Raw genomic sequence first — 24,836 nt, 5'->3', positions numbered from 1 at the left:
ACCGAGCCCGTCCTCGACGAGTTGACGGGGAGCAGCCGGGTGACCACGGGCTCCGTTGCGTTCGTCGGGAGCACTCGTCTGGTGTCGGCGACGGGGACGTCGATCGCATCATGGGACCTCGCGGCGGTCGGGCGCACCGGCGTCGACGTCGGGGTGGACCTGCCGTTCGGCTGCCGGGCATGCCAGCCACAGCTGAGCCCCTCGCCGGACGGGCGCCTGGTCGCCTACGTCGACGGCGCGTCCTCCGGCCAGAGTCTGGCGACGGTGTACCGCCTCGAGGGCCAGGGTGATCCCCAGCTGCTGAGCGACCCCTCGGCCCCGGCGGACGGCTCCTTCCGGCTCGACGCCGTGGTGCCGGTCTGGAGCCATGACGGCCGGCGGCTCGTCCTCCTCGGGCCGGGAGACGACACCGCCCTCTCGTTCGATGCCGAGGACCTCCGCCAGCCGCCTGTCCGCTGGCCTCCCGCCTACTCCTCGGCTGATCCGCTCGTCGCACGGCTCTCCGCCGACGGTGGCCGGCTCCTGGTGGTCTACGCCGACGGAACCGTCGTGGTCCGCGACGTCCACGACGGCACGGCAGTGGAGACCATCCCGGGGGGCGCCGAGCTGGACAGGCTCAGTTGGCCACCGCCGCCGACGGCTGCTGCGGTCAGCCCCGACCTCACCACGGTCGCGTTGGTCGAGCAGGATGACGTGCACCTGCTGGACATCAGGACGGGAGAGCGCCGCCCCCTCCCTGGGGGTCCCGCGGACGGCGTGCTCTTCACCGGAAACCAGTTGCTGGTCCTGCGCCCGGACAGGACCGTCGACGTCTGGGATCCACACGGGCGGAGCGTCCTGCGCACCACTGCAGGCGGGGACTACGCGCTGCCCCTGGCAGCGCCCCACGACAGCCACGTACTGGCGCGCCTGCGCTCCGACGATTCCGTGGTCCTGACGTTGACGGGATCGGGGACGACACTCGGTGAGTTGCCGCTACCGCCCACTCAGGGCAGCGCCACCAACCTCGCCTTCACCGAGGACGGCAGGTACCTGGTGGTGGGCACGACGGGCGGGAGGCTGACCCGCTGGGACATGACCGAGGCGGCGTGGCTCCACCATGCCTGCCAGACGGCCGGTCGAGACCTGACCACCGGGGAATGGCGACGCTTCGTCGGCACGGACCCACCGGCGGACCTCCGGTGCGACCGGGCTCTCTAACGCCGACCGGTCCTCCTGCGCACCCCATCAGGCGTCAGCCGTCGACGTAGCGGTCGCGCTCGACGAGGAACTGCCCCGTCGCGGTGTTCGCGTCGATGAACTCCGGCAGCAGCGGGATCCGCACGGTCACGGTGACGCAGACGGCGAACTCCTCCCCCGGCGCCAACCGCGGCGAGTAGCCCCCCGCGGCGTCGCACCCGGCACCGGCCGGCGCGTAGGCCACCCGGACGTCGGCGGCGTCGATGGACTGGTCGGCCACCGCCAGCCGCGCCGCCGCCTCGGCCCGGGCTGCGCCGCTGACCGGGTCCGGCGCGGTGCCCATCGCCCGCCCGGCCTCCCGCGCCGCCGCCGTCGAGGCGAACACCCCGCGCTGCACCGCCGAGAACCCCGCCACGATGTAGACCAGCGGCACGAACACCACGATCGCGATGAACACGAACTCGACCAGCGCCGAGCCGCGCTCCCCCTCGAGCTGACCCAGCCGCGCCCGCAGCCACCTCATGCCGCGGTCTCCTTGACCGCCCGGCCGGTGACCTCCAGCGGCAGCAGGTTGCCCAGCCCGGCCAGCAGCGTGGGCACCGTCCCCGAGCAACGGACCACGACCAGCGTCAGACCGCTGGGGTCGGCCTCCTCGCCCGCGGTGCACGCCAGCCCCTCGGCCGTCTGCACCGACGTCGCCCGCGCCACGATCGCCACCGTGCGGTCGGCACCCGAGGACGACGGCACGTCGGCGTTGGCCGCGAACCGGGCCCCGTCCTGGGCGCTGGCGGTCACCACGTTGCGGGTGTGCACGTAGACCGCCACCTGCAGCACCGCCAGCAGCAGCACCACGACCAGCACCGAGACGAAGACGAACTCGACGACCGCGGCACCGCGCTCCCCGTCGTCCCGCCGGAGGGGTCCTTCCTCAGCCACCGCTCGTGACGGAGTCCAGCGCGTTGGTCACCGCCGAGACGATCGCCTCGCGGAACGGGATGAGGATGGCCAGCACCAGGGCCGCCGTCATCACCGTGATCATCACCCAGCCCGGGACGTCGCCCCGCTCGGGGTCCTCCCCCCGCACCCGGTCGGCCAGTGCGGCCAGCGCCGCGAGGACCCCCGTGAAGCCCGGCATCCGTCGTCCTTCCTGTCGTGTCCGCGGGCTCATCGCGCCAGCGAGACGATGCTGATCAACCCTGGGAACAGGGCGAAGAGAACGGTGACCGGCAGCACCAGGAACACGACCGGGACCATCATCGCGATCTCCTTCCGGCCGCCGGCCTCCAGCAGTCGGCGCTTGCCGGCCTCGCGCACGTCGGCCGCCTGCGCGCGCAGCACCTCGGCCAGTGGTGTGCCGCGCTCGATCGCGACCAGCAGGCCGTCGATGAACCGCGCCAGCGCGTCGAGCGAGGTGCGGTCGGCCACCTGCTGCAGGGCGTCGACCAGTGACACCCCGGCCCGGGCGCGGCCGAGGGCAGACCCCAGCTCGCGGGCCAGCTCACCGCCGGAGAGCCGGGTGACGCGGGCGATCGCCGCCGTCGGGCTCTCCCCCGCCGTCACGGCCAGCGCCAGGAGCTCGGCGACGACCGGGAACTCGGCCAGCAGCAGCTCCTCGCGACGGCGCACCTGCTGGGTGAGCCACCAGTCCCGGCCCAGCACCCCGCCGACCAGCCCGGCCAGGCACAGCAGCGCGACCGACAGCACGTTGACGCTCCCGGCCAGCAGCGAGCCGACCGCCGCGGGCAGCGCGGTCCCGAGCAGCCCGAGGCCGCCCCAGACGACCTGCTCGATGCGGAAGTCCTCGACCGTCATGTCCCCGCCGAGGGCGTCCAGGCGCCGGCGCACCGCCGTCCGGCCGCCGACCACCCGGTCCACCAGCCGGGCGCCGTCGGCGACCACCGGCCCGAAGACCCGCCGCGCCGCGGTGAGCAGGCCGGCCTCCGTCGCCGTCCCCAGCAGCCGGGACGGGGGCGGGGTGTCGTGCACGTACGGCGCCAGCCGGTCGACCAACCGGACCGACCGGAACGGCGGCGCGAAGCTGACGACCAGCAGCAGACCGGCCGCCGCGGCCAGCCCGAGCAGCATCCCGGCGAGCGACGCACTCACTGCAGCACCCGCAGGTCCTGCGGCAGCCGGCCGATCCGCAGCATCAGCCGGTACGCGGCCAGGCAGACCGCGGCGCCGCCGAGCAGCAGCACCGTGCCGACCGGGGAGTCGTAGGCCTCCAGCGTCGTGGACTGGGTGGCGAGCAGCAGCAGCACGACCCAGGGCGCGGCCACCGCCAGCCGCGCCGCCTGCACCACCCAGCCCTGCCGGGTCTCCAGCTCCGCGCGGGCACGGGCGTCCTCGCGGAGGAAGGTGGCCAGGGTCCGCAGCACCCGGCCGAGGTCGCTGCCTCCGACCTCGCGCGCCACGCGCAGCGTCTCGACGATCCGGTCGCCGACCGGGTCGGCGAGGTCGTCCTTGAGCCGGTCCAGGCAGACGCCGAAGCGGCCGCTCGAGCGGTACTCGGTGGCGAAGCGGGCGAAGGGCGGGCGGAGCACCTCCGGGCCGCGCGTCGACAGGGCGGCCAGCGCCTCCGGCAGGGACAGGCCCGCGCGGACGGCGGAGGCCAGGTTGTCCACGACCTCGGGCCAGACCTCCCGCAGGTCCGCGCGGCGCTTGACCGCCAGCCGCCGGACCTGGACGGCGGGCAGCGCGAACGCGAACGCACCGAAGACCAGGCTCACCGTCACCGTGGCGGTGGTCAGCAGGACCACCACGAACGCCAGCAGGCCGAGCCCGACCTGCAGGGCGACCAGCTGGGCGGCGTTGATGCCGGTCAAGCCGGCCGCGGCCAGCCGCTGCTGGAGGCGAGAGGCCCCGCGGGGCCGGACCGTCCGCCGGGGCGCGCGCGGGCCGCTGCGCCACATGAGCAGCAGCCCGACCCCGAGCAGCAGGCCCAGCAGCGCGCCGGTCAGTGTCACGAGGCCCACCGGACGTCGTCCAGCAGCGCCGCGAGGTCGAGGCCTCGGGCGGCGAAGCGCTCGGCGTGCGGCGGGTAGCCGTCGGCCCGCACCAGCCGGCCCTCCCGGGTCGTGAAGACGTCGGCCAGCTCGATGACGCCGTCCTCGGTGCGGCCGGGGACGGCCACGATCTCGCGCACCCGCCGGCGGCCGTCCGGGTCGGTGCCCACGTGGACCACCAGGTCGACGCTGGCCGCCACGGTCGGGACCACGAAGGCGTGCCCGATGTTCTCGCCGGCCAGCAGCGGCAGGGTGCACATCTTCACCACGGCCTCACGGGCGCTGTTGGCGTGGAGCGTGCACATGCCGGGCAGACCGGAGTTCAGCGCGATCAGCAGGTCCAGGCACTCTTCCTGGCGCACCTCGCCGACGACGATCCGGGAGGGCCGCATCCGCAGCGCCTCCTTCACCAGCCGGCGCAGCGGGATCTCCCCCGCTCCCTCCAGGTTCGGCTGGCGGGTCTGCATCGCCACGACGTCAGGCAGCGGCAGTCCGAGCTCGAAGCAATCCTCATTGCACAAGTGCTCGGTTGTGGACGCCACGAAGCCACGGGCGCGCCGTCATCCCGGACATGACCTTCGGGGATGCGGCTGACCCGACCGGACATCCGAGGCTGACTGCCTGACCTACACACGACTGTTGACGGTTGCTGGTGGTTGACGGTCGGATGCGGACGTCATGCGGACCGTGTACGGACTGAGACACCGTCCGCACTTCGGCAGCCGCAGGATCGAGATTTGGGCGCGCCTTCCACCCACGGTCGCGATGATGAGGCGATAGAGGTTCATCAGCGCATCCGCGTTCACTACGCTGATGCCCCATGACAGACGCAACGTCCTCCCATTTCGCCCTGTATTTGCGGCTCAGCGATTCCGATATAGAGCGATTGGGAGGCGTGTGGCCCCGTAAGGATGCTGAGCCTGGGGCGGCAAGCCCAGTTGACCGGGCCCTGCAGGCGCTAGCCGATGGCCTTTGGGTGCGCGAACTGTCGCAGCGTGGCCAGATACTGTTGAGGTCACCAGATGGCTCGATGCAGGAGATCGCCCTGCATCCCATTCAGGCAGGAAGCGGGGTTGGGGAGGTATACCAGTTGGCAGAGGTTCCCCAACCCCGCAGTCCGGAGACGCCTTCACAAGCTGAACCGAAGGCGCGGCTTCGACGTGACGGCGAGGCGGAACGATGAGCGTCCCGACCTCTGAGCTAGTCGGTGAACTCCATCCCTTCAACCTTGAGGAGTCCCGGGAGCGGGCGCGCGGGCGGATTTCTCTAGCGCTTCTTGGCGTGCTCTTCGTTGTTATCGCCACGATCCTCGGCGCAGCGTTGGCGCTGGTGCGCCCCTTCAACACCGAAGTCCTCGGACTTCTGTTATCCGGGCTTCTTGGGCCAGTGGTGGGCCTCGTCGGCACAGTCGTAGGCTTCTATTTCGGGCAAGAGTCGGTTCAACGGAGGCCCTAGCCTCAGCACTTGTGCCGTTGGGGTTCGTTCGCGATCAGGTAGTCGCCGATCGCGGCATGCAACTCCCGCAGCGCCTCGACGTCGCCGCGGTTGCGGATCCAGGTCCGATAGAGGCCGTGGATGCGTTGCACCTGCTGTCGTTCCACGGGGGTTGCTCCACGCTCGATATCGTCAGCGTTGACAAGCTCGGCTCGGGAAACGCCGCCGATGCGGGTGCCGTCGCGGCGCCGGTACCGCTCCTGATGCGTGAGGCCGCGCCGGCTCTTCACGTTCACGAGGATGTCTGGCCCGGTGACGCGGGCCACGGTGCCCGCGGCGTGGCGTGGACGGCCGATGCTGACCTCAGACTCGATGGTGACGGTGTCACCCGGCTCGAGCGCGGCGAGCTGGTCGGCGGTGAGCCGGTTCTCGACGCTCACGGTTACGACCCTCCGAAGGTTCTGGTTGCCCTCGGGGTGAGCGGGAACGTGCGTCCTGCTCATCGGGAAGTAGCCGCGGCAGCCACGAAGGTACGCCGACAGCGCATTGGCGGGGAGATAGCAGGGCCCCTACTCAGCCGTAGGGCCTGTCGTCACAGGCCTATGCACAGGCGGTGGAGAAGTACGGAACCGCGAAGAGGCCCTGCCTTCACGCGGGAAGGCAGGGCCTCTTGTTTACAACGGAGCCGCGGGGCTCAGCGCCGAAGCGAACCGGTCACGGCTAGCACTCGTCGTGGGAGCGGGTCGCCTCCGGCTTGATGACCACCTGGCCGAAGTTGTCATCGGCACTAGCCCTGTCCGAGACCCGATCCCCAAAAGGGGCGTCCTTCGCCTGCGTGCTTGCGGTCTGCCCCGTACATCCCGGATCCGCCATTGCCGGTGTCGCCACCCCAGCGAGAATCAGCCCCGCCGCAGCCGCCACCATGAACCCCCACCTCAAGCCTCTACGCATGACACTCCCCCTTGATTCCCAGGCCCGTCCAGTGGTGCCTGTTGGGTGGCTGTGCCTACTGGGCGCACCTCTGGTCGACAACCGGGTCGGCCACCACGTAATCCTGGCCGGCGGCGTGTCTCCGTACGCCAATGACTGAGCGTGCTCGGACGGAAACACGGACGACCGGTCAAGACCAACCGGCCAGGCGGACCCGCTCCGGCGGCACGCACGGCAGGTGCTTCCCGATACCCCCGTCATGCCGCACCGAGTACTCGACGTCGGCCATCCACCCGCGCCCGTCGTCACATAACCTCCAGGCCCTTTGCAGCCCGGGCCACCACTCGCCGTCGTGCTCGACAAGCACCGAGCGGGGTGGGTCGTACCGGCGTTCCTCGACGAGGCGGATGGTGACTGCCACTCCTCTTGTGTAGCCCGCTTGCAGGGCTGTGAAGCGGCGGCGCCCGGTACGTGTGACCAGACGTTATCGGCCTGCACGGCCAGGACGAGCAAGCTGCCGGCGGCTCGCAGACCTGGCCGGTGTGACCACGTACCAGACCCTCCTTCTCCGTTTCGCCGACGTCCTCCGCCGGGGGCTGCGCGCAGTTCGCTGCATGAACGACCTCGCCGCGACCTACGAGTGGATCTCCGAGGTGATGAACAACCTGGCCCTGTAACAGCAGTGGCCCCGTGGGCCGTCTTGACGGTCTCAGGGGCCCGCTGGCGGGTCAGTCGTTAGCGCGCTCGGGCAGGGATCGTGACGACCTTCGCCCCGCATGAGCCGGTGAGGATGGTGTTCAGTCTGTTGCGCTCTACGGTGTCCATGCTCATCCGCCAGCGGTACTTCACCTGGACCCACTTGATCGCGTAGTCGCAGCGGTTGGACGCCAGAGGCGGCAGCCACTGGGCCGGGTCCCGGTCGCCCTTGGACGAGTTGACGTTGTCGGTGACCGCCTCCAGGGTCGCGCCGAAGCTGAGGTCGTTGGCGAAGCGCTGCCGATCCGCGGCGCTCCAGCTTCGGGCGCCAGACTCCCAGGCCTCCTTGAGGGCAACGCGGTGATCGATATCCACGTCACTGGCTAGCGTCCAGGTGACCCCGTCGTATGGACTGATCCAGCGTCCCGACAGCACCGCGCACCGCCTTGTCGTGGTGTAGCGCGGCGTCACTCGCGACTCGGCGATCAAGACCTCGGCACGGGTGTCCTGGCAGTCGCGGTTGTCATCGCTCCAATGCGTGAAACGGGCGCGATCGTAGGTTGCCGACCAGGACTCGGCGGCCACCGAGACCTTGCTGAGGAGGGCTCGAGCGGTGCTTGTCGCCGCCTGCGCCGGAGAAGCCAGCGAAGTAAGCACCGACAGAAACAGGGCCATGGCGGTTGCCAGAGAGGCCGTGCGCGCCAGCCGCCGGCTGCTGCGTCTCTGTTGCCCGTGCTTGGACATGCGGATGCTCCCGGTTCACGGTCGGTGTAGTCGCCCTTTGGACGGTCACGCGGCCAGGCGCAACCCCCCGCAGGCCGCGGGAGCGTATGAGAACCCAGCACGCTGCGTTAATGACCTCCACCCAGACGTGTGGCGGGTCGTTATGGATGCGATATGCCAGCCCGACCCGGGCGAGCGAAGCGGTCGCACGTACGAGGGATAGGCCCGTACCGGAACCACCCTGCGACCACCGTCATCGGGAAACTGCCCTCGTGATCTACCAGGCCGCCGCCGCGCTCCCGTACTGCGACCGGGACAGGGCCACCGCTGGCCTTCGCGGACAGCTCCGCCTCGTGACGGCCTCAGCCAGGGTCACGCCGGACTGGACGACGTTCACTGTCGAGGGGCCGAGAGAGGCGTCAGACGGGCGTGGGCGCGTCTGGTTCGAATGGGGCGCCACCGTGGAAGCGGGATGAATCCCCGGCGCTGCCCGGCGCGGGTCACCGTCAGCCCAGGCAGGGAAGTGCGGTGCAGCGGCCCTGTCGGTCACGGGCCGGCCGAGGACATGCACCAGGGTCTTTCTGCGGGTGACGCTGCCGGATGGCCGTGAGCACGCCGCGTCGCTGGTGTTGAGCACCGCGCCGAGCCCCTGGGAGGACGAGATCCTTCGGCGGGCGACGTGATGGCTGACGCGCGGCTCCGGATCCCGTTCACTGCAGCGCCGGCTTACCAATACCGGGATGGTCTCACCGACACGGGCGCTACCGACCCAGCACTCGGAGCGTGATCGTCACCGCAATCGCGGATCGCTCGCCCGCGCCCGGCCCTGCCGCTCAAGTAAAGGGCTACCACCGGGTCCCACGACGCGGATCGAGTCACGCTCAGCCTGCCAGCTCGCGTAGTTGCTCAGCAATGATCGGCTGCCACCGCACCGACTCTCGGACCGCCTCCGCACACCGACTAACGTCCGCCGGCTCAGCGAACTCCGGCGCTAGTCCGACTCCCAAGCAGCCGCCCACGGGGCCTCCCGTGTAGTCGTCGTAGGCCGCATCGGCTTTGCTAATCGCTGCGAAGAGGTCCGCGAGCTCGTCCTGCTCCGCGGCTGCAGGCGCCACGTTGAGGATCTCGTCCTCAACCACGTGGACCAGCTCGATGCCGTGGGCCATGTCCATGTCGCAGTTGGTGCCGTAGCCCGGCCCCGCGAGCCCGGCGCCCGTGAACAGGTCCGGTGGGCTCTGGTCCACGTTCGGACAGGCCTGCGCTTGCCGCTCGAGCCCTTCACAGTGCTGATCACAAAGCGACGTGACTGCCTTAGCTACGTCCGCATCTAGGATTGGCGCTGTCGTAGCGGTTCCTCCGTCATCGTCCCCGCCGCTGCACCCAGTGAGGACGAGGTAGGCAGCGGCCGCCAGAACGGCGGACGAGGTACGGCGAAGCATGGTGGGCCCCCTAAGTCGAAGCGAGTCGCTGCTGTCTCTCATCGGCAGCCCACCCCCCGACCGGAATGTCAAGCGCACGGACCTGCCCGCGGCTTACGCACAAAGGCAGTGCCAGCAGTAACCGGGGTCCGATCCTCAGAGCCCCCATAGGGCTCGCAGGAGGCCGCACGAGGCATAAACAGCCCAGCGATGAGCGCGCGCCCGCGACTCCGGAACCCGTAGGCAGCCCGAGTCTGTAGGCCCTGCGGTCCCAGCCCGGGTGGGGAGGGGACTCGTCCCCAGGTCTGCCAGGGGACCCCAGGGCAGAGGTCGAATCTCTCCCCGCCGCTTTTCCACAGCCCTGTGGAAGGGGGTAGTCGGGGGGGTATCGGTTCTAGGGCCTGCTGTCCCCTGGGGAGGAGCTGGGGGGGCGCCGCCCCAGGGGGAGCTGGGCGTCAGGCGTTCGTAACGGCGGCGCCCGCGCGTGGTGGGCGCGGTGCGGCTAGGGGCCTTGCCCTGAACGGGGTTAGAGGGTGGCGAGGCGGCGGACGGCTGCGATGCGGCGGGCCTGCTCCGCGGGGGTGCCGATGGTGGAGCGCTGGCGGCGGGCCTCGTCGGGGTCCGGCTGCGGGTGGACCGCCTCGATGCGTCGGGCGTAGTCAGCGCCGCTGGCGAGGGTGAGCGGCAGGCCGGCGCGGACCACGAACCAGGGATTGACCCTGGACCGGCGCAGCTCGTCGAGGCTGTGCCACTGCTCGGCGGTGGCTTCGGTGATCCGCAGCGCGGCGTGGTTTCCCCCGACCGGGGCGAACATGGTGGCCATCGCGAGGGTGGACCAGGCGAGGTCGACGCGCTCGATGACGGTGACCGCGGCGCGGGCCTCGGCCCACACGGCTGCCGCATCGCCGCCCTGGCGGACGATGGTCGTGGTGTCGTCAAGGTCGACGTCGCCGAGGCGAGCGTGGCAGGCGGCGAGGGTCGCGGCGGCGGCGTTGAACGGCCCGGCCAGAGCGGTGAGGATGCCGTCGACGTTGGCGCGCAGGACGCGAACCAGATCGGCGTCAAGGACGGTACGGGCGCCGTTGTGGACCGGGCCGCTGCTGCTGCCGAGCCGCTGCGCGGTGAGGACGCGCTGGACGGTCTTGTCGGTGGCGGGGTCGCGGTCGGCGTCGAGTGCGGCGATGACGGCGGTGACGAGGGCGCCTTGCGGGGGGTAGAGCTGCTCGACGGCCTCGGTGATGCGGTTGCTGCGCTCCCACGCTTCGAGGACGTTGGTGGGCAGCTTGGCGCCGACTTGCTCGGCGGCGGTGTGGATCGTGCGGAAGTGGTTGGCGACGGTCAGGTTCATCACGGTGTGGCTCCTGCCTGTTAGTTGTGGACGTGGTTGGTGGGCTTGGGCGCCGGGGTCGGCTGGGGGTCGTCGGGTTGCTCGGCGAGGAGCAGGAGGTCGAAGCCCTCTGTGGACTGTCGCCGTCGGATCGGTTGGTAGCTGTGCCGCCCACCGACCTGGGCGCGGCAGAGATCGCAGCGGCCGTCCTTGCTCGGCTTCCGAGGCATGACGGCGGTGAGGCAGTCGGGGCAGTGCGTAGACATGGGTCTCCTGGGTTGGTTCAGGCGGCTCTTGCTGTAGGGCCACTGGCGTCGTGTGCGGCCTGTGGCGGCCTCAACGGTTGGTCGTAGGCCCGGAGGTGGGCGACGGTGCAGACGGCGCAGCGGAGCCACTGGCACGGCCGGCCGCAGTCCACGCAGGTCTCCGGTCCGGTGGCGTCCCACTGATCGCTCATGCAGGTGACCGGACGTCCAACTGTCCGTGTCCACCCCTACGGGGTGGACACACGGACGGACATGTCCGTTGGGTCGCGGACATCCGCGGACATGCGGACATCACTGGGCTTCCCCTTGCCGATAAAAGGGGCGGGCATCGCTGCCTTCGTTGACCAGGACTCCCGCGTCGACCAGCTCGTTCAGGGAGCGATGAAAGCTTGCGGGCGGCATATCGGCGACGGCGCGAAGGTCCGCCTTGGAGGCTCCAGTGGCGCCGAACGCGGACATAAACACGGACATGAGTTCGCGGGCGTTGGGCTTTATGTCCGCGGCGAGCGCGGACACGATCACGCCGCTGTCGAGAACCGGACTCAGCTTGATCTGCAGGTGATCCTCACGCGGGCCGTCCTTGCGCTTGGTCCGCTTGAGGTAGACCAGGCGGGCGTCGCCCTCGGCCGTGTAGACGGTGTCCACACCCGCCTCAAGCGCCGACGAGCCGCGAATGGTGCTGCGATCCTTGCCGGTGTGGTGGGCGACGACGACGGTGCCGTGCCCTATGGCGTTTCGAAGCCGGTACAGGGAATCCACAGCGATGCCCATGTCCTTCGCCGAGTTTTCGTCTGCGCCGACGAGGCAGCGGGCGAGGGTGTCGAGGATGACCAGCGACCTCCCGGCTGCAAGCTCGCACAGGTCGGAGACGGCGGCGGCATCCAAGAGGTTGACCGGCTCGGGAAGCACGGCCAGGGCATCGTCAGGGATGCGCTGCTGCCAGCCGTACTCCCAGGCGGTGAACCGGGGGTGGAGGCCCTGTGCGCCTTCTGCGGCGACGTAGAGCACCGTCCCCTGCTGGACCTCGCGACCGAGCCAGGAACTCCCTGTGGCAATGCTGGCCGCCCATGCCTGCAGAACGAAGGATTTGAGGGAGCCGAAGTGGCCGGCGACGACGACGACCGTGCGGCGGTCGATGGTGTCGGCAATCAGCGGCTCGGGATTGGGCAGGTTCGCTAGTCCTGCGCGGGAGAGCAGCCGTTCACGTAGCGGTGACTGTCGTCGCGCCTGGACTGGCTCGGCGTCCTCCCAGGGGGCGACGTCCGGCGGGGGCACGTCTGCGTAGGGGTCGACGGGCACCAGGGGGCTGCCGTCCCAGGGGTCGACGAGGTGCATGGCGGTCACCTGTCGGCCACCGCGTGCAAGTGCCGACTGCCCTCGCGGAGGGCTACGACCCAGCGGCGGACCGTCTGCGCGTCGGACTCGACGGTCACAGATCCGAGGTGGTTGCCGAGCTCGAGGAGCGTGTCGATGGCGAAGGGCGCCCACCAGTCCCATCGCGGGAGGAAGAGCCGGACGTCAGCGCCGACGGGGGTGTCGCAGAGCGCTTCCCAAATGACCGTCTTGGCTGCGGACGCACTGGTGATCGACGTGAGGTCGACAACGACGATGCCGTGCACCCTCATCGGGCGTTACCACCCGTAGAATGCGCAACGAGGATGAGCGGCTTGGGGGCCAGGAAGTTCTCGGAGGGGCCGGTTCCGTTGGGCAACGGGGCCGGCCTTTCGCTTGCTCTCACGCCGCACCGACCTCCCTGGTGGAGGTGAGGGCCACAGACACACTTGCCTGTGGCCTCTGCGGGCGTGCGTAAGGGCCACCGAGCAGCAGGGCAAGCCTTTCGCGCTGCTCGTTGGTCAGCGGCGGTGCCGAAGCGAGAGTCTTGGCGATGTACTCCGCGAGGCGAGCGGCACGAAGCTCGCGGTCTGCGGCGAGCAGATCCGGGTCGTTGGCGGCCCTTCGTCGCGCAAGTCCAGCCTTGGTGGCTCGTGCGATTGCTACGGGTGCCGATGGGCTTCCGGGCACGGTTGGTGGACCCCTCTCGGGTCTCACCGGGCTGCCCATCTTCCCGGGCTCCCGCCTCCGGCGGGGGCTCTGCTCGTGACTCTAGCAGACTACGCGGTCACGCTGGGTTCGAAGAGTCGGGACTTGGTGGCTCGCTTGCCGCTCTCCGCGTCGGCTCTGATAAGACGCATCGGCACGGCGCCCCACTGGTGACGGCAGGCCACGACAACGCCACCGTCGGCGCGAAAGCCCTCTGATGTGGCCAGGCGTTCGGCTTCACGCATTTCTTCGAAGCTCAGCAGGATGCCGCGCACAGGCAGGCGGAACGTCTGATCGTCCATCGAGCGCCCCTCCTGGCCGCGCGATCCGCCCCTCACTTCGCCCGCGTGCCGAATCGAGATGCGTGCCGACCCAAGGCGACAGGCAATGCCGGCCGGCGTCACATACGCCTCGAGGAGAGCGCATCCATCCACGGTGCAGCGATACGAGACCTGGGGCCGGCTACCTGGTGAGCGCTTCATGCGCTTCACCAACTCAAGGGCGGCGATGTCTCCGAGTTCCCGGCGCTGCGCGACCTCACGGGCCCTCAGTCCAGCCGGAGACGAGTAGAACGCCGCCAGGCTCTCCACCACCGTCACGCCTGCCTCCACTCAATGTTCACGGTCTCTGGTCGAAAGGTGCGGGCCCCACGGCCTGGCGGCAGCAGAGTCACCGTCATCAATGCGTCAATGGCAGCCCGTTGGCGGTCGAGGTCGAGTCCGTCCCACACGGCGCGGACCTCACCAGACGCGATGAGTTCCCCGAGCACCGACACTCGCCCTGCGTCCGCCAGGCGCTCCTCGACCGCTTGGAGCGCTTGGCGCGTGCGTTCGGTGCCTCGACTGAGCTGCGCTGCTGTGATCGCCCCGTCGGCGAATAGGTCGGCCAGCTCGCCGAGCCTGGTCCGCAGCGCCGCCGCCTCCTCACGGAGAGCACTGACGTCGGGTCCGCCCTGGTGAGTGACAAGCAGGTCCGCCGCGTCCGGCTGCGACAGGCGGGCAACGACAAGAGTCACGACCAACTCGTCGGCGGGCGCGGCAGCACGCGACAGGTGTCCGCGGGTTCGCCCACATCGGTAAGTGCGCTGACCGTGCTGAGTTCTGCCGGTAATGACGTGGGCGCCGCACTGACACAACGCCAGGCCGGCGAGCAGGTATCGGCGGGCGGTGCTGGGGGTCGTTCGCCGTGATGGGTCGTCCAGTAGGGCCACAGCCGCTCGGTACGTGTGCTCAGGGACGATCGCTGGCCACGAGCCAACGCCGATCTCCTCACCGCAGTACACGACGATGGCAGCGTTCCTCGGGTTGCGCAGGGTGTAGCGCACAGCATCGGGGCGCCACACTCCCCCGCCGGCGGTGGTGAAGCTGGCGGCGTTCCAGTGTGCAGCGATACCGCGCAGGCTCGACCCGCCGAGCAGGTGTCGATAGCCCTCTCGTATCAGTGCCGCCTCGGAGTCCCGGAGCGCCATGCCGCCGACCTCAAAGCCCACCGCGCGTCGTCCGCCGGGCGGGGGCTTACCGAGTTGCGCGCGCTGCAGGTTGGCCCGCTTCTGGCGGGCTGACTTGCGCTCGATCTCCCCTCGGGCGACGGCACCCTTGATCCGTGCAAATAGGCGCCCGTTGTCGGTCGACAGGTCCGCATCTCCGCCGACGGTGGCAAGGGCGAGCTTGCGGGTATCGGCGAGGTCGATGAAGTGCTCAAGCTCGACCGGTCGCCGATGCAGGCGGTCGAGATCCCAGGCGACGACCGCGCTGACGCAACCGGCTTCCACATCGGCCAACATCCGCGCATATGCGGGCCGCACCTTCCTACCCGACGCCGAGGTGTCGTTGTCGACATACTCCACGGGCTCCCAGCCGCGGTCCGCGCAGAGCTTTAGGCAGTCCTCGCGCTGTCGAGCGACGGCCAAGCCCGTGCCGTCCCGGTCGAGGGACTGGCGTAGGTAGACAGCGGCACGCACATGCGCATCGTTAGGTCCCACATGCGCAACGTTACGGTCTTCGGGAGCTCGAAGACCTCCTCGCAGGTGATCACCCGCTCCCGGGCGGGGATGGCCGCGCACAGGCAGTTCAGCAGCGACAAATGCGCGAACACACATGAGTCACCCTCAGTAGGGCACCACGGAGGGTCCTTCGCGGGTGACGTCGTGCCGGTTCTCGGCGGAGGCCCCCGGTGACCGCTCCCGCCGCTACCCGAGAGGCATGGCTTCCGCCGCGATCAACGCCCTGCGCCCCCGCCTCGCCGATGTCGGCGCCGCGCTCCCCGACCGCATCCACGTCTCCGTCGGGTTCGGCTTCGGCACGAGGCCGAGAGCCGGGAGCCGGGAGATCCTCGGTCAGACGTAGGCCAAGCGGGCCAGCGAGGACGGCGTGCACCACGTGTTCGTCTCGCCGGAGATCAACGCGACACCGCCCAAGTCCTCGCCGTCCTGCTGCATGAGCTGCTGCACGCCGCCGACGACTGCGAGCACGGCCACCGCGGCGTCTTCGCCGAGTGGGCCACCCGCCTCGGCTTCGAGGGTCGGCTCACCGAGCTGCACCGAAGTTCGGCCGGGACCGCTACGACGCCGATTCCGTCCTGGCCCGGTGGCGGCAGGTCACGGCGGGATAACGATTCCCCAGGCCCACCCGTGCGGCCGCGTCCAGACGCGTTCCGAAGCGTTCAGGACCGTCCAGCACGCTCGACACGTTCGGCATCGCTGTCGAACCCGCCAGTTACCGTCGCCCTCGCGGGTCCTGCTCTACCCGCACGGCACGGACTACGAGGAGGGGGCAACAGCGTGGACACCACGGTCATCATCGTCGGCCTGGTCGTCACGGTGCTCACCCCCCTTCTGACGACCTTCGGTGTCTGGCTCACCGGCCGCGCGACCGTGAACGCCGCCAAGAAGGCCGCCCAGGGCGCCGAGAAGGCGGCCGAGAAGGCGGCCGACGCCGCCCGGGACTCCGCCGCGATCACCGCCCAGGCGACCCGGGACGTCGCCGCCCTCGGCGCGCAGCAGAGCGCCGACAAGGAGTTCCTCGCGCACTTCCGGTGGGCCGCCGAACAAGTGGCCTCCGAGGAGCCGAGGAAGCGCCTCATGGGCATCGCGGTCCTCCAGTCCATGCTGCAGGACCCCAACCTGGCACCCACCCACGTCGCGGCCGCCCTGGGCGTCGTGCAGTCCGCGACCGCGCCGGCCCTCGATCGACTGGGCGACTCGGCACCTGAAAACGTTGCACAGCTACCAAGAGCCGGGGAGGCTGGGGAAGCTCAGGCAACCTAGCTAGGGAGAGGTGATGGCCGTGCCGTACGTCAACAGCGGGCACGTGCGCGTCACCGAGGACGAGGTCGCCGCGGCGAAGCTCGAGATCCAGCTGCTCCAGCGACTCGGCCGTCCCGTGGACCCGCGACTGCATGTCCTGGCGAACGCGGAGCCCGTGCCAGCCGACGTCACACCTGTGAAGAGTCCTCCGAGCGAGAGTGTCGCTGAGAGGGTCATCGAGAGCGCGATCGCGCGGTCGTCTCAGGAGAAGCTGCCGTCCGTGCGAGCCCATGTCCGCAAGTGGCGCGCCCGGCACAACGCCGACACACGCTACTGGGCTCTGACCAAGCGGGACGTGAAGGGCGGCATGATCGTCGCGACTCGCGACGGGCAGGTCATCGAGGCCTTTCGCATCCTCGGCGAAAGCGACATCGTCCGCGACGTCCTAGAGAACCGCGAGGCCCAGGAGACCCGCGAGGCTGGCATGGAGCTGCCAGGCCTCTGACGGGCCTCCGCAGTGCGGCGAGGCCACCCCGTCTTCCGGCGCTGGCGCCTCACCGCGGCGGGCAACTGACCACCTCGGCCGGCGTCCGCCGGCGCGCCTCGGCCACCTGCCGCGGCACCGTCGACGCCCTGCGCGAGCGCGATCTCGGGGTCGTGGCGCCGACGGTCCGGAATGAGGGCAAAAGTCTCGAGCCCTACCTCCGGCTGCTGACGCAGTCCACGACCGGCGTCACCGTGACGGCGTACATCAACACCGACAGCCTGTCGGTCCACGCCCAGAAGCTGCGCCCCGTCGCGGCCGCGGTAGCCGGTGCTGACGTCCACTCGCTGATGAGCGGGTCACTTGGGACAGAGTTCCGAGCATTTCGCGCCATCCCCTCACGCGCGGGCGCGCGAAGGGCCAGCAGTAGCGGGACTTTCGGGACACCGCTTCGCGCGCGTGCGCGATCAGACGTCTCCAGGCCGATGACGCCATCCCCCGCCCTCCGAAGTCCCGCAGTGGCCTGACAGTCGTCACGGCCCCCCTGGGCGCGGTCAGTCCCAGGCCACCGCCCCACGGATGCTCCTGGCGTCGCCCGAAGGGCTACGCCGGCGGGGGCTCCAACCGATATGTACTTGCCCGTGCGCAGGACAGGTCGCTGCCGGGACCGCGGGCGAGGTCTGGATCGGCCGCCACGGCCTGGTTGAGGGCGAGCAACTGGGTGACGACATCACTGCCCGAGGGGAAGTCGAACGCCTTGAGCACCGCTGCATCCAGCGCCTCGTGGACGTCCCGCAGCGCGCTTCGGCCCGGCTGCCGCAGGGCGTCGTACTGCTTCTTCAGGCTGATCCCCCGCTCCAGGTACTGGCCCCGGATCTCCAGCATCTTCGCCACGAGCTCCGCGACGGTGCGGATGCAGCGTTCACTGGGCGACTGGGGCCACGGGAAGGAGTTCCAGACCGTCGTCGGGGTGTAGCGGAGGTCGGCCTTGAGCGTCGAGCAGCGCGCCTCGAGCCACGCGCGATGAGCCGCCGAGGAGAGCACGCCGAAGGAGTAGTCGTCGTCGAGCGCAAACACCTGCAGGGAGTCGCCGGGGCGGACGGCTGAGTCCACGAAGGTGAAGACGGTCGCCCGCCGCTCGCTGGCCACGCGGCTGGTGGCGATGTAGCGGTCGAGCCCGCCCAGCGCCGCCAGCATCTCCTCGCGGCGGTACCCGAGCTGCCACCACTGGGCCAGGAAGCCGGCGTGGTGCCGGTTTCCCTTGGCCCTGGGGTTGGCCGCGAGCAGCTCGGCGGTCCGGGCCGCTTCGTCGTCGGCGGCCTTCTGCCGGACCGGCAGGACGTGCTCCGCGAGGTGCTCCATGGCCGCTGGCGCGACGGCGCGGGCGGTGAGCAGGTCGCGGTCGGGGATGTCGATGACCCATCGGTCGATCACCGGGCGCTCCAGCATCTCCTTTCCGCCGAGGAACGGATGGATCACCTGCGCTTCGCCGGCACCCTTGGCCACGAGCGCCGAGCGCGCCTCGTGATCCACGACGTATCCCACGGTGACCCCGGGGGTCTGGCCCTGGAAGCAGACCGGCGGCTTCTGGTTCACCGGGAGGGCGTGCGCCGACCGCACGTCTACCCGGGGCGCGAGCGCGCTGTTGATGTACTCGGTCTCCAGGCGCAGCTGCGCGTCGTTGAGCCAGAGCACCTTGCTGTCGGGCGCCTCGCCCTTGACCCAGTTGACGATGGACACGTGAACGACGGCATCCCCGGACCACTCCTGGCTGGAGACGGCCTCCACGATGACGCCGCCGTTGTCGACGACGTAGTCCAGGGTGGCCTCGCGGGACTCGTTCTGCCGGATGCTGTTGGTCGCGACCAGCCCGGCGCGTCCACCGGCCGCCAGGTGATCGTGTGCCCGGGGGAACCAGTAGCAGACGAAGTCCGAGACGCCGCCGACGTTCGGGTAGGCCTCGGCCAGCCGCTGGGTGTAGCCCGCCCCGAGGTCGGTCACCATCTTGCGACGACCCATGAAGGGCGGGTTCCCGATGATGGCGTCCGCGCGAGGCCAGTCGGTGAACAGCGCGTCGGCCGCGACGATGCTGGCGTCCAGGTTGTCCAGCGGCAGCACGTCCTGGTGATCGCCGAGCTCGTCGGCGGCGAGCTTCTTCCCCAGCATCATGGTCACCTTCGCCATCTCGACCGCGAAGGGGTTGATGTCGATGCCGTAGAAGTGGTCCGGGCTGACGTAGGCCAGGGCACGCTGGGCGGCCGCTCCGGTCGAGCGTCGACGCTCGGTGATCATGGTCAGGGCCTCATGCTCGAGGCGGCGCATCTCCCGGTAGGCCACGTAGAGGAAGTTGCCCGATCCGCAGGCCGGGTCGAGCACGCGGTAGGTGTACATGTCGGCCAGGACGCGCTCGAGGTCGCCGATCGAGCCCGCGGCGGCCAGCCGCTGCCGCCACGGCGCCACGATGGTCGGGCCGACGATCTTCACGATGTCGGCCTGGCTGGTGAAGTGCGCGCCCTGGGCGTGCCGCTCGCCGGCATCCATCGACCCCTCGAAAAGGGTGCCGAAGATCTCCGGTCGGACCGCCGACCAGTTCGTGACCGCGGCCTCGCGGAGCAGCTCGAGCTCAGGGGTGGTGAGCTCGACTGGGTCGACTTGGGCGAACAGGCCGCCGTTGAAGTAGGGCGTTCCGCGATAGCGCCCCCCAAGGGTCTCCCCCGGCGTGTTCATTTCCCGGAACAGCCCGAACAGCAGGTCGTAGGCATCGCCGCCGGTCGTGGCGTCCTGGAGCGCCCGGGTGAAAATCTTGTTCGGGAGGAGTCCGATGTCCTCACCGAACATGCCCATCACGGATTGCAGGACGAACCGCTGGGCGATCTTCCGATCCACGCCGCGCTCGTGCATCTCCCGGAAGAGCAGGGCGACCTTGGCGGCGGCCTCGCGGGTGACGGCGACGAGGTCGTTGCCGAACACGGGCCGGGCCGCTTCGGGCAGCAGGAAGGCGAGCGCCTCCGAGCGTTGCGGTAGGTCCTCGAGCCGCACCCGCTCGACCGGGGCGTCGAGCTGGTTGTCGAAGTCGTAGATCCAGATCTCGTCGAAGTTGCACAGGAGCACGTATCGGGGGCGGTCGGGGACCGCGGCGACCCAGTAGTCGAACGCCTGCCGGTAGTGCCGTGACAGGTCGGTCCCCGCCTTCTTCATCTCGATCAGGCAGCGCGGCTTCCACATCAGGTCGGCGAAGGCGGTGCCCCTGGCGTCGTTCTTCTTCAGCCGCATCTCGAGAGTCGCGCCGGCCTCGCGGACCCCTTCGTGCCCGAAGGCCCGGAACAGGCGGTCGCAGAAGACCTGCGCTTCACCCTTCTCGTCTCCGGACAGGTATTGCTTCCGGTAGTCGACGAACGCCTCGATCGCGCCGCGCAGGACGTTGGGTGCGGGGTTGGTCACGGGTCGTAGGCTAGGCGCACGGCCGACTCGGGCAGAGGTCAGCGTTCTAGGCGCCAGCGATGGCCGAGTCATCTACACCATCCCCCCGACGGTGCCCATGGGAGCGCGGCAGGGAGGCAGTCATGCGCTCGCCCTCCGAACCGGGGACGCCATTCGGAGCACCGGGCGCGGCGGGGCGGCGCTGCTCCAATCACCCGAGTCCTGCTCGGGTGCGTCCCGGCTCACGGCCGATGGCGTGCCGTCGTCGGGGCCTTCCCTTGTAACGCGCGCGTGTGGAGCTTCCCGTGATCCGGGAACCTGTCCGCGCGTCCACGGCGGGGAAGGTTCCCGTGATCCGGGCGCGGAAGGTTCCTCGATCCCGGGAACCTTCACGTAGCCGGCGACCAGGGCACGGAGCGATCCGGGGCGGTCAGCGGCGGCCCCTTCCCGCACCGGAAGTTGGGCCTGGTACGCGGCTGGCCTGCCTCGATACCCGGTCGTTGGGTCCTTCGCCAGCAGCCCGTGCTTCGTCGCCTCGGCGATGCGGTTGGCCACCGTCTTGCCGGAGAGGCACAGCGCCGCGCCCACGTCGTCGTGCTTGACCGGCCGGACCCGTCCCTTGTCGTTCATCCATGGCCCGCGGTTGTCCTGTCCAAGGGCCAGCGCGACGAGGACGCGCCGGCACCCGTCCGGAAGCCGCGGGGTGAACAGCACGACGGCCAGCCAGGCCTCGCGGACCGTCCGCCGGCTCATCAGTCCACCGCCAGGAGCTCGACGGCCCGGCCGTCGCGGTGCTCCAGCACCGCGAGGACGTCGTCGAGCCGGTTCGACGGGCAGCACAGGACTTGGCGGAGCGGGTCACGCATGTACGGCACACCCAGCTCGTCGAGGACCGCGGTCAGCCCGGTCCCCTGCAGGTAGCTCAAGTTTCGTGGGCCGACCTCGATGCTGATGACCCGGCTGCGGGTCGGGCGCCGCCCCCTCATGCGGCCACCCCGGTCCGCCGACGGGCAGACGCCACGGTGCGCCGGGCCTCGACCTCGGACAACCCCGCAGCGATCGCGGCGGCGACGAGCTGGTCGAGGTCGGCAACGGTGGCGCCTCGGTCGAGGGCGCGGTTCGCGGCCCAGAAGAGGCCGTCGTTACGTCCCCCCCGTTCGAGGCGCGACACCCACCCCACCAGTCGGTCGACGCTGGACGTGACGCCGGGTGGGATCGCCCGGGAGACCACCGGTAGGACGGCGGGGGCCAGGAGGTCGGCGAGCCATCGCGGCATCGCCTGCGGGTGCTTGGGACCGTCCTGGAGGACGTAGGGCCGCCCGGTGTCCGGGTGGATCGACGGCGGCAGCACCACGTACCCGGTGTGCGTCTTGAGGTCGATCCCGGGGCCCAGGCGAATGGAGGAGAGCACCCCCGGGGGGCGACGGAAGTGGTAGTGCCGCCCCCCATCCCCGCGCCCGGAGACGATCGTCAGCGTCGCCGGCAGTCGGCCGTGTCGGCGGACCAGCTCGTTCATCCGCTCGGCGCCGCCTGCCCGCGGGTCGACATCGACCACCACGGCGGTCTCTGGGACGCGCCCGCCGATGTTGGCGCCCGGATGCTCGGTCCACCAGCGGTCGACCGTCTGCGTGTCGCTGGTTGCGTCCAGGTGACCACGGCCGCCGCGGAGCAACGGTTCCTTGCCGCGGAGCGGCAGCACCTCCCATCCGTTCCGTGCCAGCGCCAAGGCGTGCCTGCGGTGGTCGGCGGTCATGGCCGCCCCCACAGGATGATCCGGCGGCGCCGCGCCTCCGGGCGCTGGCTCTTGACCATGCCGACCTCACGGAGCGCCCCGGCACGGGCCAGCCGAGCGAACAGTCCGCCGATGGCCGCACCCGATGCCGAGGGCTCGTCGGGGAACCGCTCGTGGAGGTCATCTGAGGTGACGGTGCCCTTGCGGTCGAGCAGGTCGCGCACCGCGGCCTCAGCCTCGCGCCACCACCAGTCCGGCGCCCCGGCGCCCTCCGGGCCGACCGTCGCCGGACGGGGCCCCGGTCCGGTGACGTACTCCGACGAGATGAGCGTGGTCGTCCGCCCGTCGGTGTGGGAGTCGACGACGGCATCGAACAGGACGGAAGTGTCACCGACAGCCGTAGAATCGACGGCGAGGAGCCTCCTGGCGGTGGCGGACTCGGAGGGGCGGCCTGTGGCGGGCCGCCCTTCGTCTGCCCTCATCGACGACCGCCAAGCGATCCGCTGGGGCGCAGGAGTGCGGACAGGCGTTCGCACTGCTCCGCCGAAAGGGGCGGGGCAGCGTCAACGACCTGCTCGATGTACCGGGCGAGACGGGCCTCCGCCAGCTGGGCGGCGACTCCGGGGGTGGGGCGCTTCCAGCGCCGCTGGGCGGCGTTCTGGGCGGAGAGGCGACGAAGAACAGGATCTTGGGCAGCCAAGGCAGACCTCGCGTGACGCGATGGTGGTCTGCGGCCGCCCAGCCCGCACGATGTTTCGGATTAACCGGGGCGCTGCGATGAGTATCGCATACCCTGCGGAACGTTACGACAGTCGACCGTTCGACGCGAGCGGCTCAGCATCCACGAGGTCCGTGCCGCGGCGGGCGAGCCCCTACCGACCCGGACCGGCCTCGGCTCCGGCCTTGCGAGCGATCACCGTGGTGGAGCGCCCCTTCTTAACCAGGCGGTCGAGGGCAGCAGGGAGCCGATCGAGGAGGTGCTGCACCGCCACGGACACGACACCGTGGGTCAGGCACTCCGTGTCGACGAGACTGTCCTGCGTTCGACTGTCCAAGATCATCGAGTAGCGGGTGATCCGCGCCGGCCTGGCTTGGCGGTCGGTGATCCACCAGCACTCCGCCCAGATGAACGGGCGCCCCTCCCAGTCTTCCTGCGCCGCCAGGACTTCACCGACCTGGTCCCCGCACCCCAACTCCCCGCAGCGGATGAGGAACGGGCGGTAGTGGATCTCGCCCTGCCTCAGAAGCGGACCGACGGTGAGCGGAGGATCGCCGGGCACCTGGACGTGGGTCCTGGTCAGGGCAAGGTTCCGCCAGCGAGCGTGCTCCAAGTCCCGCCGGCTCGCGCCCGCACGTGCACCTGGCCCCGAGGACAGCATGGGCGTTGTCGTTGGCCGGGGATCCACGTCGCGACGGGTCGTCACGCGGCCGCTCCCTTCCATCCGATCGCAACCGCCTCGGGGTCGAACGTTCGCGCACCCTGCCGAGTTCGGTTGACGGTGATGTCCATGAGTGTGTCCACGACGGCCCGACGGCGGCTCAACGGGAGCTTGTCCCACACCTCGGCCACGTCTGTGGCCCCGACCAGCCCGTCCAGGAGCGGCGCGGGGTCCACGACACGGGCCCGCCGCTCGGCCTCGGCCAGCAGGGGCCGCAGCTTGGCTGTGATTCGCTCCAGCTGACGCCCGTCAATGGCGCCCTCGGCGTATTGGTCGGCGGCGTGATCGAGCCGCCCACGCAGGCGCTCAGCCTCCTCCAGCGCCGCTGACCGCTCGGCGCTGTCGCCGACGGCGAACATGCCGACGGCATCCGGCCGCGCCAGCCTCGTGGCGACCAGCCCCACGATGAGGTCGTCCAGGTCGGTCTTCCGGCGGATCACGCAGCCGTCGGCGGAACACCGGTAGGACGGGACGCCGCGGTTCTGGGCGACGCGCAGCTTGGCGCCGCAGACCCCGCAGCGGGCTATCCCGGACAACAGGTGCGCGGCGGCCGTACCGGTGCTGGTCCTCCGCTGGGGATCCGACAGGACGGCGCGGAGCTGCTCCCAGTGGCCCCGGTCGAGGATCGGCTCCCAGGCACCCTCCCCGACGACCTCGCCGCGGTGGATGCGCAGACCGGCGTTGCGCTCGCGCAGGACCAGGGCTCGGACCATGTTCTTCCCCCACGGCTTCCCGGTCGGCGACGGCACCCCCTCGCCGTTGAGGGCGGCGGTGACGGACCGGAGGGACTCCCCGGACAGGAGGGCGTCTGCGATGCGCCGGACGACGGCGGCCTCGGCGGGCTCGATCACCTCACGGACAGTGCCGTCCTTGCCGTGCTCGCGGGTCCAGCCGTAGGCGCGGCGGCCGTGTGACCGCCCGGCGGTGGCGTTCTGCTGCATGGCGCGGCGCACCCTCTCGGACTTGTGCTCGGACTCGTGGCGGGCGACGTTGCCCAACATGCGGGCGATCAGCCGCCCGTTGGCGGTGGCCAGGTCCACCGTCCCGGCCTGCACCGTCATCACTTCCACCCCCGCCCGATCCACGGCGGTGATGAACCCCTCCAGCTCGGCCGGTGATCGGTGCAGCCTGTCTGGGTCCCAGGCGAGGATCACGTCGACCTCGCCGGCCTCCACGGCGGCCATGAGCGCCGCGTACTGCGGTCGGGCCTTCCCCGAGTAAGCCGACGTGTCGTTGTCCGTAAAGGTGCCCACGACCGCCCACCCGCGCCTCTGGGCCAGGTCAGTGCAGTCCTGGCGCTGCCGCTCGACTCCAAGACCGAGACCTCGGGGGTCGGAGGAGATCCGGCAGTAGACGGCGGCGCGGGGGACGTCGGCCGGCTCCTCCGAGGGCATCCGGCCGGGCCTGTTGAGGGTGGCGGTCACGCACCAAGTATGTCACTTCGTACAGATAAGGGAGCGAGTGTTGCCCGCCTGTATCCCCATGGCGACCAGACCCAT

General features: G+C 70.4%; 30 protein-coding genes. 6 read left to right on the top strand and 24 right to left on the bottom strand.

Annotation, left to right across the window (positions count from 1 at the left end; genetic code table 11):
* Nucleotides 1–153 precede the first annotated feature (153 nt).
* On the top strand, nt 154–1,200 hold the full coding sequence (locus ACI79I_RS17950) for a WD40 repeat domain-containing protein (protein WP_456993680.1): 1,047 nt from the start codon (nt 154–156) through the stop codon (nt 1,198–1,200).
* 34 nt (nt 1,201–1,234) lie between these two features.
* Here the strand turns inward: ACI79I_RS17950 and ACI79I_RS17945 are convergent, their stop codons facing one another.
* Genes ACI79I_RS17945 through ACI79I_RS17920 form a run of 6 tightly spaced genes read right to left on the bottom strand, consistent with a single transcriptional unit; the run spans nt 1,235 to nt 4,726 of the window.
* Nucleotides 1,235–1,702 carry a hypothetical protein gene (locus ACI79I_RS17945; RefSeq protein WP_456993679.1) on the bottom strand — a complete coding sequence of 156 codons (468 nt, stop codon included), beginning with the start codon at nt 1,700–1,702 and terminating at the stop codon, nt 1,235–1,237.
* Nucleotides 1,699–2,115: a TadE/TadG family type IV pilus assembly protein gene (locus ACI79I_RS17940; protein WP_456993678.1), complete on the bottom strand. Its 417-nt coding sequence runs from the start codon at nt 2,113–2,115 to the stop codon at nt 1,699–1,701. The genes ACI79I_RS17945 and ACI79I_RS17940 overlap by 4 nt, the downstream gene beginning before the upstream one ends.
* Nucleotides 2,108–2,314 (bottom strand): hypothetical protein, encoded by a 207-nt coding sequence (locus tag ACI79I_RS17935; RefSeq protein WP_456993677.1) that lies wholly within the window; start codon nt 2,312–2,314, stop codon nt 2,108–2,110. Before ACI79I_RS17935 ends, ACI79I_RS17940 begins: the two co-directional genes overlap by 8 nt.
* Before the next feature lie 29 nt (nt 2,315–2,343).
* Nucleotides 2,344–3,285 (bottom strand): type II secretion system F family protein, encoded by a 942-nt coding sequence (locus ACI79I_RS17930; RefSeq protein WP_456993676.1) that lies wholly within the window; start codon nt 3,283–3,285, stop codon nt 2,344–2,346.
* Nucleotides 3,282–4,154: a type II secretion system F family protein gene (locus ACI79I_RS17925; protein WP_456993675.1), complete on the bottom strand. Its 873-nt coding sequence runs from the start codon at nt 4,152–4,154 to the stop codon at nt 3,282–3,284. The genes ACI79I_RS17930 and ACI79I_RS17925 overlap by 4 nt, the downstream gene beginning before the upstream one ends.
* Complete coding sequence (locus ACI79I_RS17920; protein WP_456993674.1) at nt 4,142–4,726, bottom strand: ATPase, T2SS/T4P/T4SS family; 585 nt, start codon at nt 4,724–4,726, stop codon at nt 4,142–4,144. Before ACI79I_RS17920 ends, ACI79I_RS17925 begins: the two co-directional genes overlap by 13 nt.
* 637 nt (nt 4,727–5,363) lie before the next feature.
* Between ACI79I_RS17920 and ACI79I_RS17915 the strand changes: the two genes are divergently transcribed.
* Nucleotides 5,364–5,639 carry a hypothetical protein gene (locus ACI79I_RS17915; RefSeq protein ID WP_456993673.1) on the top strand — a complete coding sequence of 92 codons (276 nt, stop codon included), beginning with the start codon at nt 5,364–5,366 and terminating at the stop codon, nt 5,637–5,639.
* Between the two features lie 2 nt (nt 5,640–5,641).
* Here ACI79I_RS17915 and ACI79I_RS17910 read toward each other — a convergent pair whose 3' ends face one another.
* On the bottom strand, nt 5,642–6,058 hold the full coding sequence (locus tag ACI79I_RS17910; RefSeq protein ID WP_456993672.1) for a hypothetical protein: 417 nt from the start codon (nt 6,056–6,058) through the stop codon (nt 5,642–5,644).
* A 680-nt stretch (nt 6,059–6,738) separates the two neighbouring features.
* Nucleotides 6,739–6,969, bottom strand: coding sequence for a hypothetical protein (locus ACI79I_RS17905; RefSeq protein WP_456993671.1), 231 nt, complete (start codon nt 6,967–6,969; stop codon nt 6,739–6,741).
* 121 nt (nt 6,970–7,090) lie between these two features.
* Here ACI79I_RS17905 and ACI79I_RS17900 point away from each other — a divergent pair, with 121 nt between their 5' ends.
* A complete protein-coding gene (locus ACI79I_RS17900; RefSeq protein WP_456993670.1) occupies nt 7,091–7,225 on the top strand; it encodes a hypothetical protein in 135 nt (44 codons plus the stop codon).
* Nucleotides 7,226–7,283: 58 nt separating this feature from the next.
* On the opposite strand, the gene ACI79I_RS17895 is transcribed toward ACI79I_RS17900, so the two are convergent.
* The 8 genes from ACI79I_RS17895 to ACI79I_RS17860 form a co-directional block, all read right to left on the bottom strand.
* On the bottom strand, nt 7,284–7,988 hold the full coding sequence (locus ACI79I_RS17895; protein WP_456993669.1) for an HNH endonuclease family protein: 705 nt from the start codon (nt 7,986–7,988) through the stop codon (nt 7,284–7,286).
* A gap of 860 nt (nt 7,989–8,848) precedes the next feature.
* Nucleotides 8,849–9,139: a hypothetical protein gene (locus ACI79I_RS17890; protein WP_456993668.1), complete on the bottom strand. Its 291-nt coding sequence runs from the start codon at nt 9,137–9,139 to the stop codon at nt 8,849–8,851.
* Between the two features lie 772 nt (nt 9,140–9,911).
* Complete coding sequence (locus tag ACI79I_RS17885; RefSeq protein WP_456993667.1) at nt 9,912–10,733, bottom strand: hypothetical protein; 822 nt, start codon at nt 10,731–10,733, stop codon at nt 9,912–9,914.
* 20 nt (nt 10,734–10,753) lie between these two features.
* Nucleotides 10,754–10,978 carry a hypothetical protein gene (locus tag ACI79I_RS17880; protein WP_456993666.1) on the bottom strand — a complete coding sequence of 75 codons (225 nt, stop codon included), beginning with the start codon at nt 10,976–10,978 and terminating at the stop codon, nt 10,754–10,756.
* A 291-nt stretch (nt 10,979–11,269) separates the two neighbouring features.
* Complete coding sequence (locus ACI79I_RS17875) at nt 11,270–12,313, bottom strand: AAA family ATPase (protein WP_456993665.1); 1,044 nt, start codon at nt 12,311–12,313, stop codon at nt 11,270–11,272.
* A gap of 5 nt (nt 12,314–12,318) precedes the next feature.
* Entirely contained in the window at nt 12,319–12,597 is a 279-nt protein-coding gene (locus tag ACI79I_RS17870) for a hypothetical protein (RefSeq protein ID WP_456993664.1), read from the bottom strand.
* Nucleotides 12,598–13,089: 492 nt separating this feature from the next.
* The gene (locus ACI79I_RS17865; protein WP_456993663.1) at nt 13,090–13,617 is read right to left on the bottom strand and encodes a hypothetical protein; all 528 of its coding nucleotides are present in this window, start codon (nt 13,615–13,617) and stop codon (nt 13,090–13,092) included.
* Nucleotides 13,614–15,116 (bottom strand): recombinase family protein, encoded by a 1,503-nt coding sequence (locus tag ACI79I_RS17860; RefSeq protein ID WP_456993662.1) that lies wholly within the window; start codon nt 15,114–15,116, stop codon nt 13,614–13,616. Before ACI79I_RS17860 ends, ACI79I_RS17865 begins: the two co-directional genes overlap by 4 nt.
* Nucleotides 15,117–15,219: 103 nt before the next feature.
* Here ACI79I_RS17860 and ACI79I_RS17855 point away from each other — a divergent pair, with 103 nt between their 5' ends.
* Entirely contained in the window at nt 15,220–15,363 is a 144-nt protein-coding gene (locus ACI79I_RS17855; RefSeq protein WP_456993661.1) for a hypothetical protein, read from the top strand.
* On the opposite strand, the gene ACI79I_RS17850 is transcribed toward ACI79I_RS17855, so the two are convergent.
* Nucleotides 15,354–15,494: a hypothetical protein gene (locus ACI79I_RS17850; protein ID WP_456993660.1), complete on the bottom strand. Its 141-nt coding sequence runs from the start codon at nt 15,492–15,494 to the stop codon at nt 15,354–15,356. The two genes, ACI79I_RS17855 and ACI79I_RS17850, sit on opposite strands and share 10 nt — an antisense overlap.
* Before the next feature lie 303 nt (nt 15,495–15,797).
* Between ACI79I_RS17850 and ACI79I_RS17845 the strand changes: the two genes are divergently transcribed.
* Together ACI79I_RS17845 and ACI79I_RS17840 are read left to right on the top strand one after the other, a co-directional pair.
* The gene (locus tag ACI79I_RS17845; RefSeq protein WP_456993659.1) at nt 15,798–16,283 is read left to right on the top strand and encodes a hypothetical protein; all 486 of its coding nucleotides are present in this window, start codon (nt 15,798–15,800) and stop codon (nt 16,281–16,283) included.
* A 19-nt stretch (nt 16,284–16,302) separates the two neighbouring features.
* Nucleotides 16,303–16,767 carry a hypothetical protein gene (locus ACI79I_RS17840; protein WP_456993658.1) on the top strand — a complete coding sequence of 155 codons (465 nt, stop codon included), beginning with the start codon at nt 16,303–16,305 and terminating at the stop codon, nt 16,765–16,767.
* Nucleotides 16,768–17,349: 582 nt separating this feature from the next.
* Here ACI79I_RS17840 and ACI79I_RS17835 read toward each other — a convergent pair.
* The 7 genes from ACI79I_RS17835 to ACI79I_RS17805 form a co-directional block, all read right to left on the bottom strand.
* On the bottom strand, nt 17,350–20,187 hold the full coding sequence (locus ACI79I_RS17835) for a class I SAM-dependent DNA methyltransferase (protein ID WP_456993657.1): 2,838 nt from the start codon (nt 20,185–20,187) through the stop codon (nt 17,350–17,352).
* Between the two features lie 120 nt (nt 20,188–20,307).
* Nucleotides 20,308–20,919 (bottom strand): hypothetical protein, encoded by a 612-nt coding sequence (locus ACI79I_RS17830; protein ID WP_456993656.1) that lies wholly within the window; start codon nt 20,917–20,919, stop codon nt 20,308–20,310.
* Nucleotides 20,919–21,152 carry a hypothetical protein gene (locus ACI79I_RS17825; RefSeq protein ID WP_456993655.1) on the bottom strand — a complete coding sequence of 78 codons (234 nt, stop codon included), beginning with the start codon at nt 21,150–21,152 and terminating at the stop codon, nt 20,919–20,921. Before ACI79I_RS17825 ends, ACI79I_RS17830 begins: the two co-directional genes overlap by 1 nt.
* Nucleotides 21,149–21,919, bottom strand: coding sequence for a bifunctional DNA primase/polymerase (locus ACI79I_RS17820; protein WP_456993654.1), 771 nt, complete (start codon nt 21,917–21,919; stop codon nt 21,149–21,151). Before ACI79I_RS17820 ends, ACI79I_RS17825 begins: the two co-directional genes overlap by 4 nt.
* Entirely contained in the window at nt 21,916–22,380 is a 465-nt protein-coding gene (locus ACI79I_RS17815; protein ID WP_456993653.1) for a hypothetical protein, read from the bottom strand. The genes ACI79I_RS17820 and ACI79I_RS17815 overlap by 4 nt, the downstream gene beginning before the upstream one ends.
* Nucleotides 22,381–22,770: 390 nt before the next feature.
* Nucleotides 22,771–23,178: a hypothetical protein gene (locus tag ACI79I_RS17810; protein ID WP_456993652.1), complete on the bottom strand. Its 408-nt coding sequence runs from the start codon at nt 23,176–23,178 to the stop codon at nt 22,771–22,773.
* A 140-nt stretch (nt 23,179–23,318) separates the two neighbouring features.
* A complete protein-coding gene (locus tag ACI79I_RS17805) occupies nt 23,319–24,731 on the bottom strand; it encodes a recombinase family protein (protein WP_456993743.1) in 1,413 nt (470 codons plus the stop codon).
* Nucleotides 24,732–24,836: the final 105 nt, after the last annotated feature.

This window comes from Geodermatophilus sp. SYSU D01105, from assembly GCF_054050095.1.
The sequence above is the reverse complement of the archived record's forward strand: the minus strand, read 5'-3'. Positions and strand labels throughout refer to the sequence as shown.

Bases quoted from the DNA above. Each gene is read 5' to 3' on its own strand.
- ACI79I_RS17815 (WP_456993653.1), bottom strand. From the start codon at position 22,380: ATGAGGGCAGACGAAGGGCGGCCCGCCACAGGCCGCCCCTCCGAGTCC.
- ACI79I_RS17825 (WP_456993655.1), bottom strand. From the start codon at position 21,152: ATGAGGGGGCGGCGCCCGACCCGCAGCCGGGTCATCAGCATCGAGGTC.
- ACI79I_RS17875 (WP_456993665.1), bottom strand. From the start codon at position 12,313: ATGCACCTCGTCGACCCCTGGGACGGCAGCCCCCTGGTGCCCGTCGAC.
- ACI79I_RS17895 (WP_456993669.1), bottom strand. From the start codon at position 7,988: ATGTCCAAGCACGGGCAACAGAGACGCAGCAGCCGGCGGCTGGCGCGC.
- ACI79I_RS17885 (WP_456993667.1), bottom strand. From the start codon at position 10,733: ATGAACCTGACCGTCGCCAACCACTTCCGCACGATCCACACCGCCGCC.
- ACI79I_RS17855 (WP_456993661.1), top strand. From the start codon at position 15,220: ATGGCTTCCGCCGCGATCAACGCCCTGCGCCCCCGCCTCGCCGATGTC.
- ACI79I_RS17830 (WP_456993656.1), bottom strand. From the start codon at position 20,919: ATGAGCCGGCGGACGGTCCGCGAGGCCTGGCTGGCCGTCGTGCTGTTC.
- ACI79I_RS17890 (WP_456993668.1), bottom strand. From the start codon at position 9,139: ATGGACATGGCCCACGGCATCGAGCTGGTCCACGTGGTTGAGGACGAG.
- ACI79I_RS17860 (WP_456993662.1), bottom strand. From the start codon at position 15,116: ATGTGTGTTCGCGCATTTGTCGCTGCTGAACTGCCTGTGCGCGGCCAT.
- ACI79I_RS17915 (WP_456993673.1), top strand. From the start codon at position 5,364: ATGAGCGTCCCGACCTCTGAGCTAGTCGGTGAACTCCATCCCTTCAAC.
- ACI79I_RS17945 (WP_456993679.1), bottom strand. From the start codon at position 1,702: ATGAGGTGGCTGCGGGCGCGGCTGGGTCAGCTCGAGGGGGAGCGCGGC.
- ACI79I_RS17880 (WP_456993666.1), bottom strand. From the start codon at position 10,978: ATGTCTACGCACTGCCCCGACTGCCTCACCGCCGTCATGCCTCGGAAG.
- ACI79I_RS17935 (WP_456993677.1), bottom strand. From the start codon at position 2,314: ATGCCGGGCTTCACGGGGGTCCTCGCGGCGCTGGCCGCACTGGCCGAC.
- ACI79I_RS17820 (WP_456993654.1), bottom strand. From the start codon at position 21,919: ATGACCGCCGACCACCGCAGGCACGCCTTGGCGCTGGCACGGAACGGA.
- ACI79I_RS17805 (WP_456993743.1), bottom strand. From the start codon at position 24,731: ATGCCCTCGGAGGAGCCGGCCGACGTCCCCCGCGCCGCCGTCTACTGC.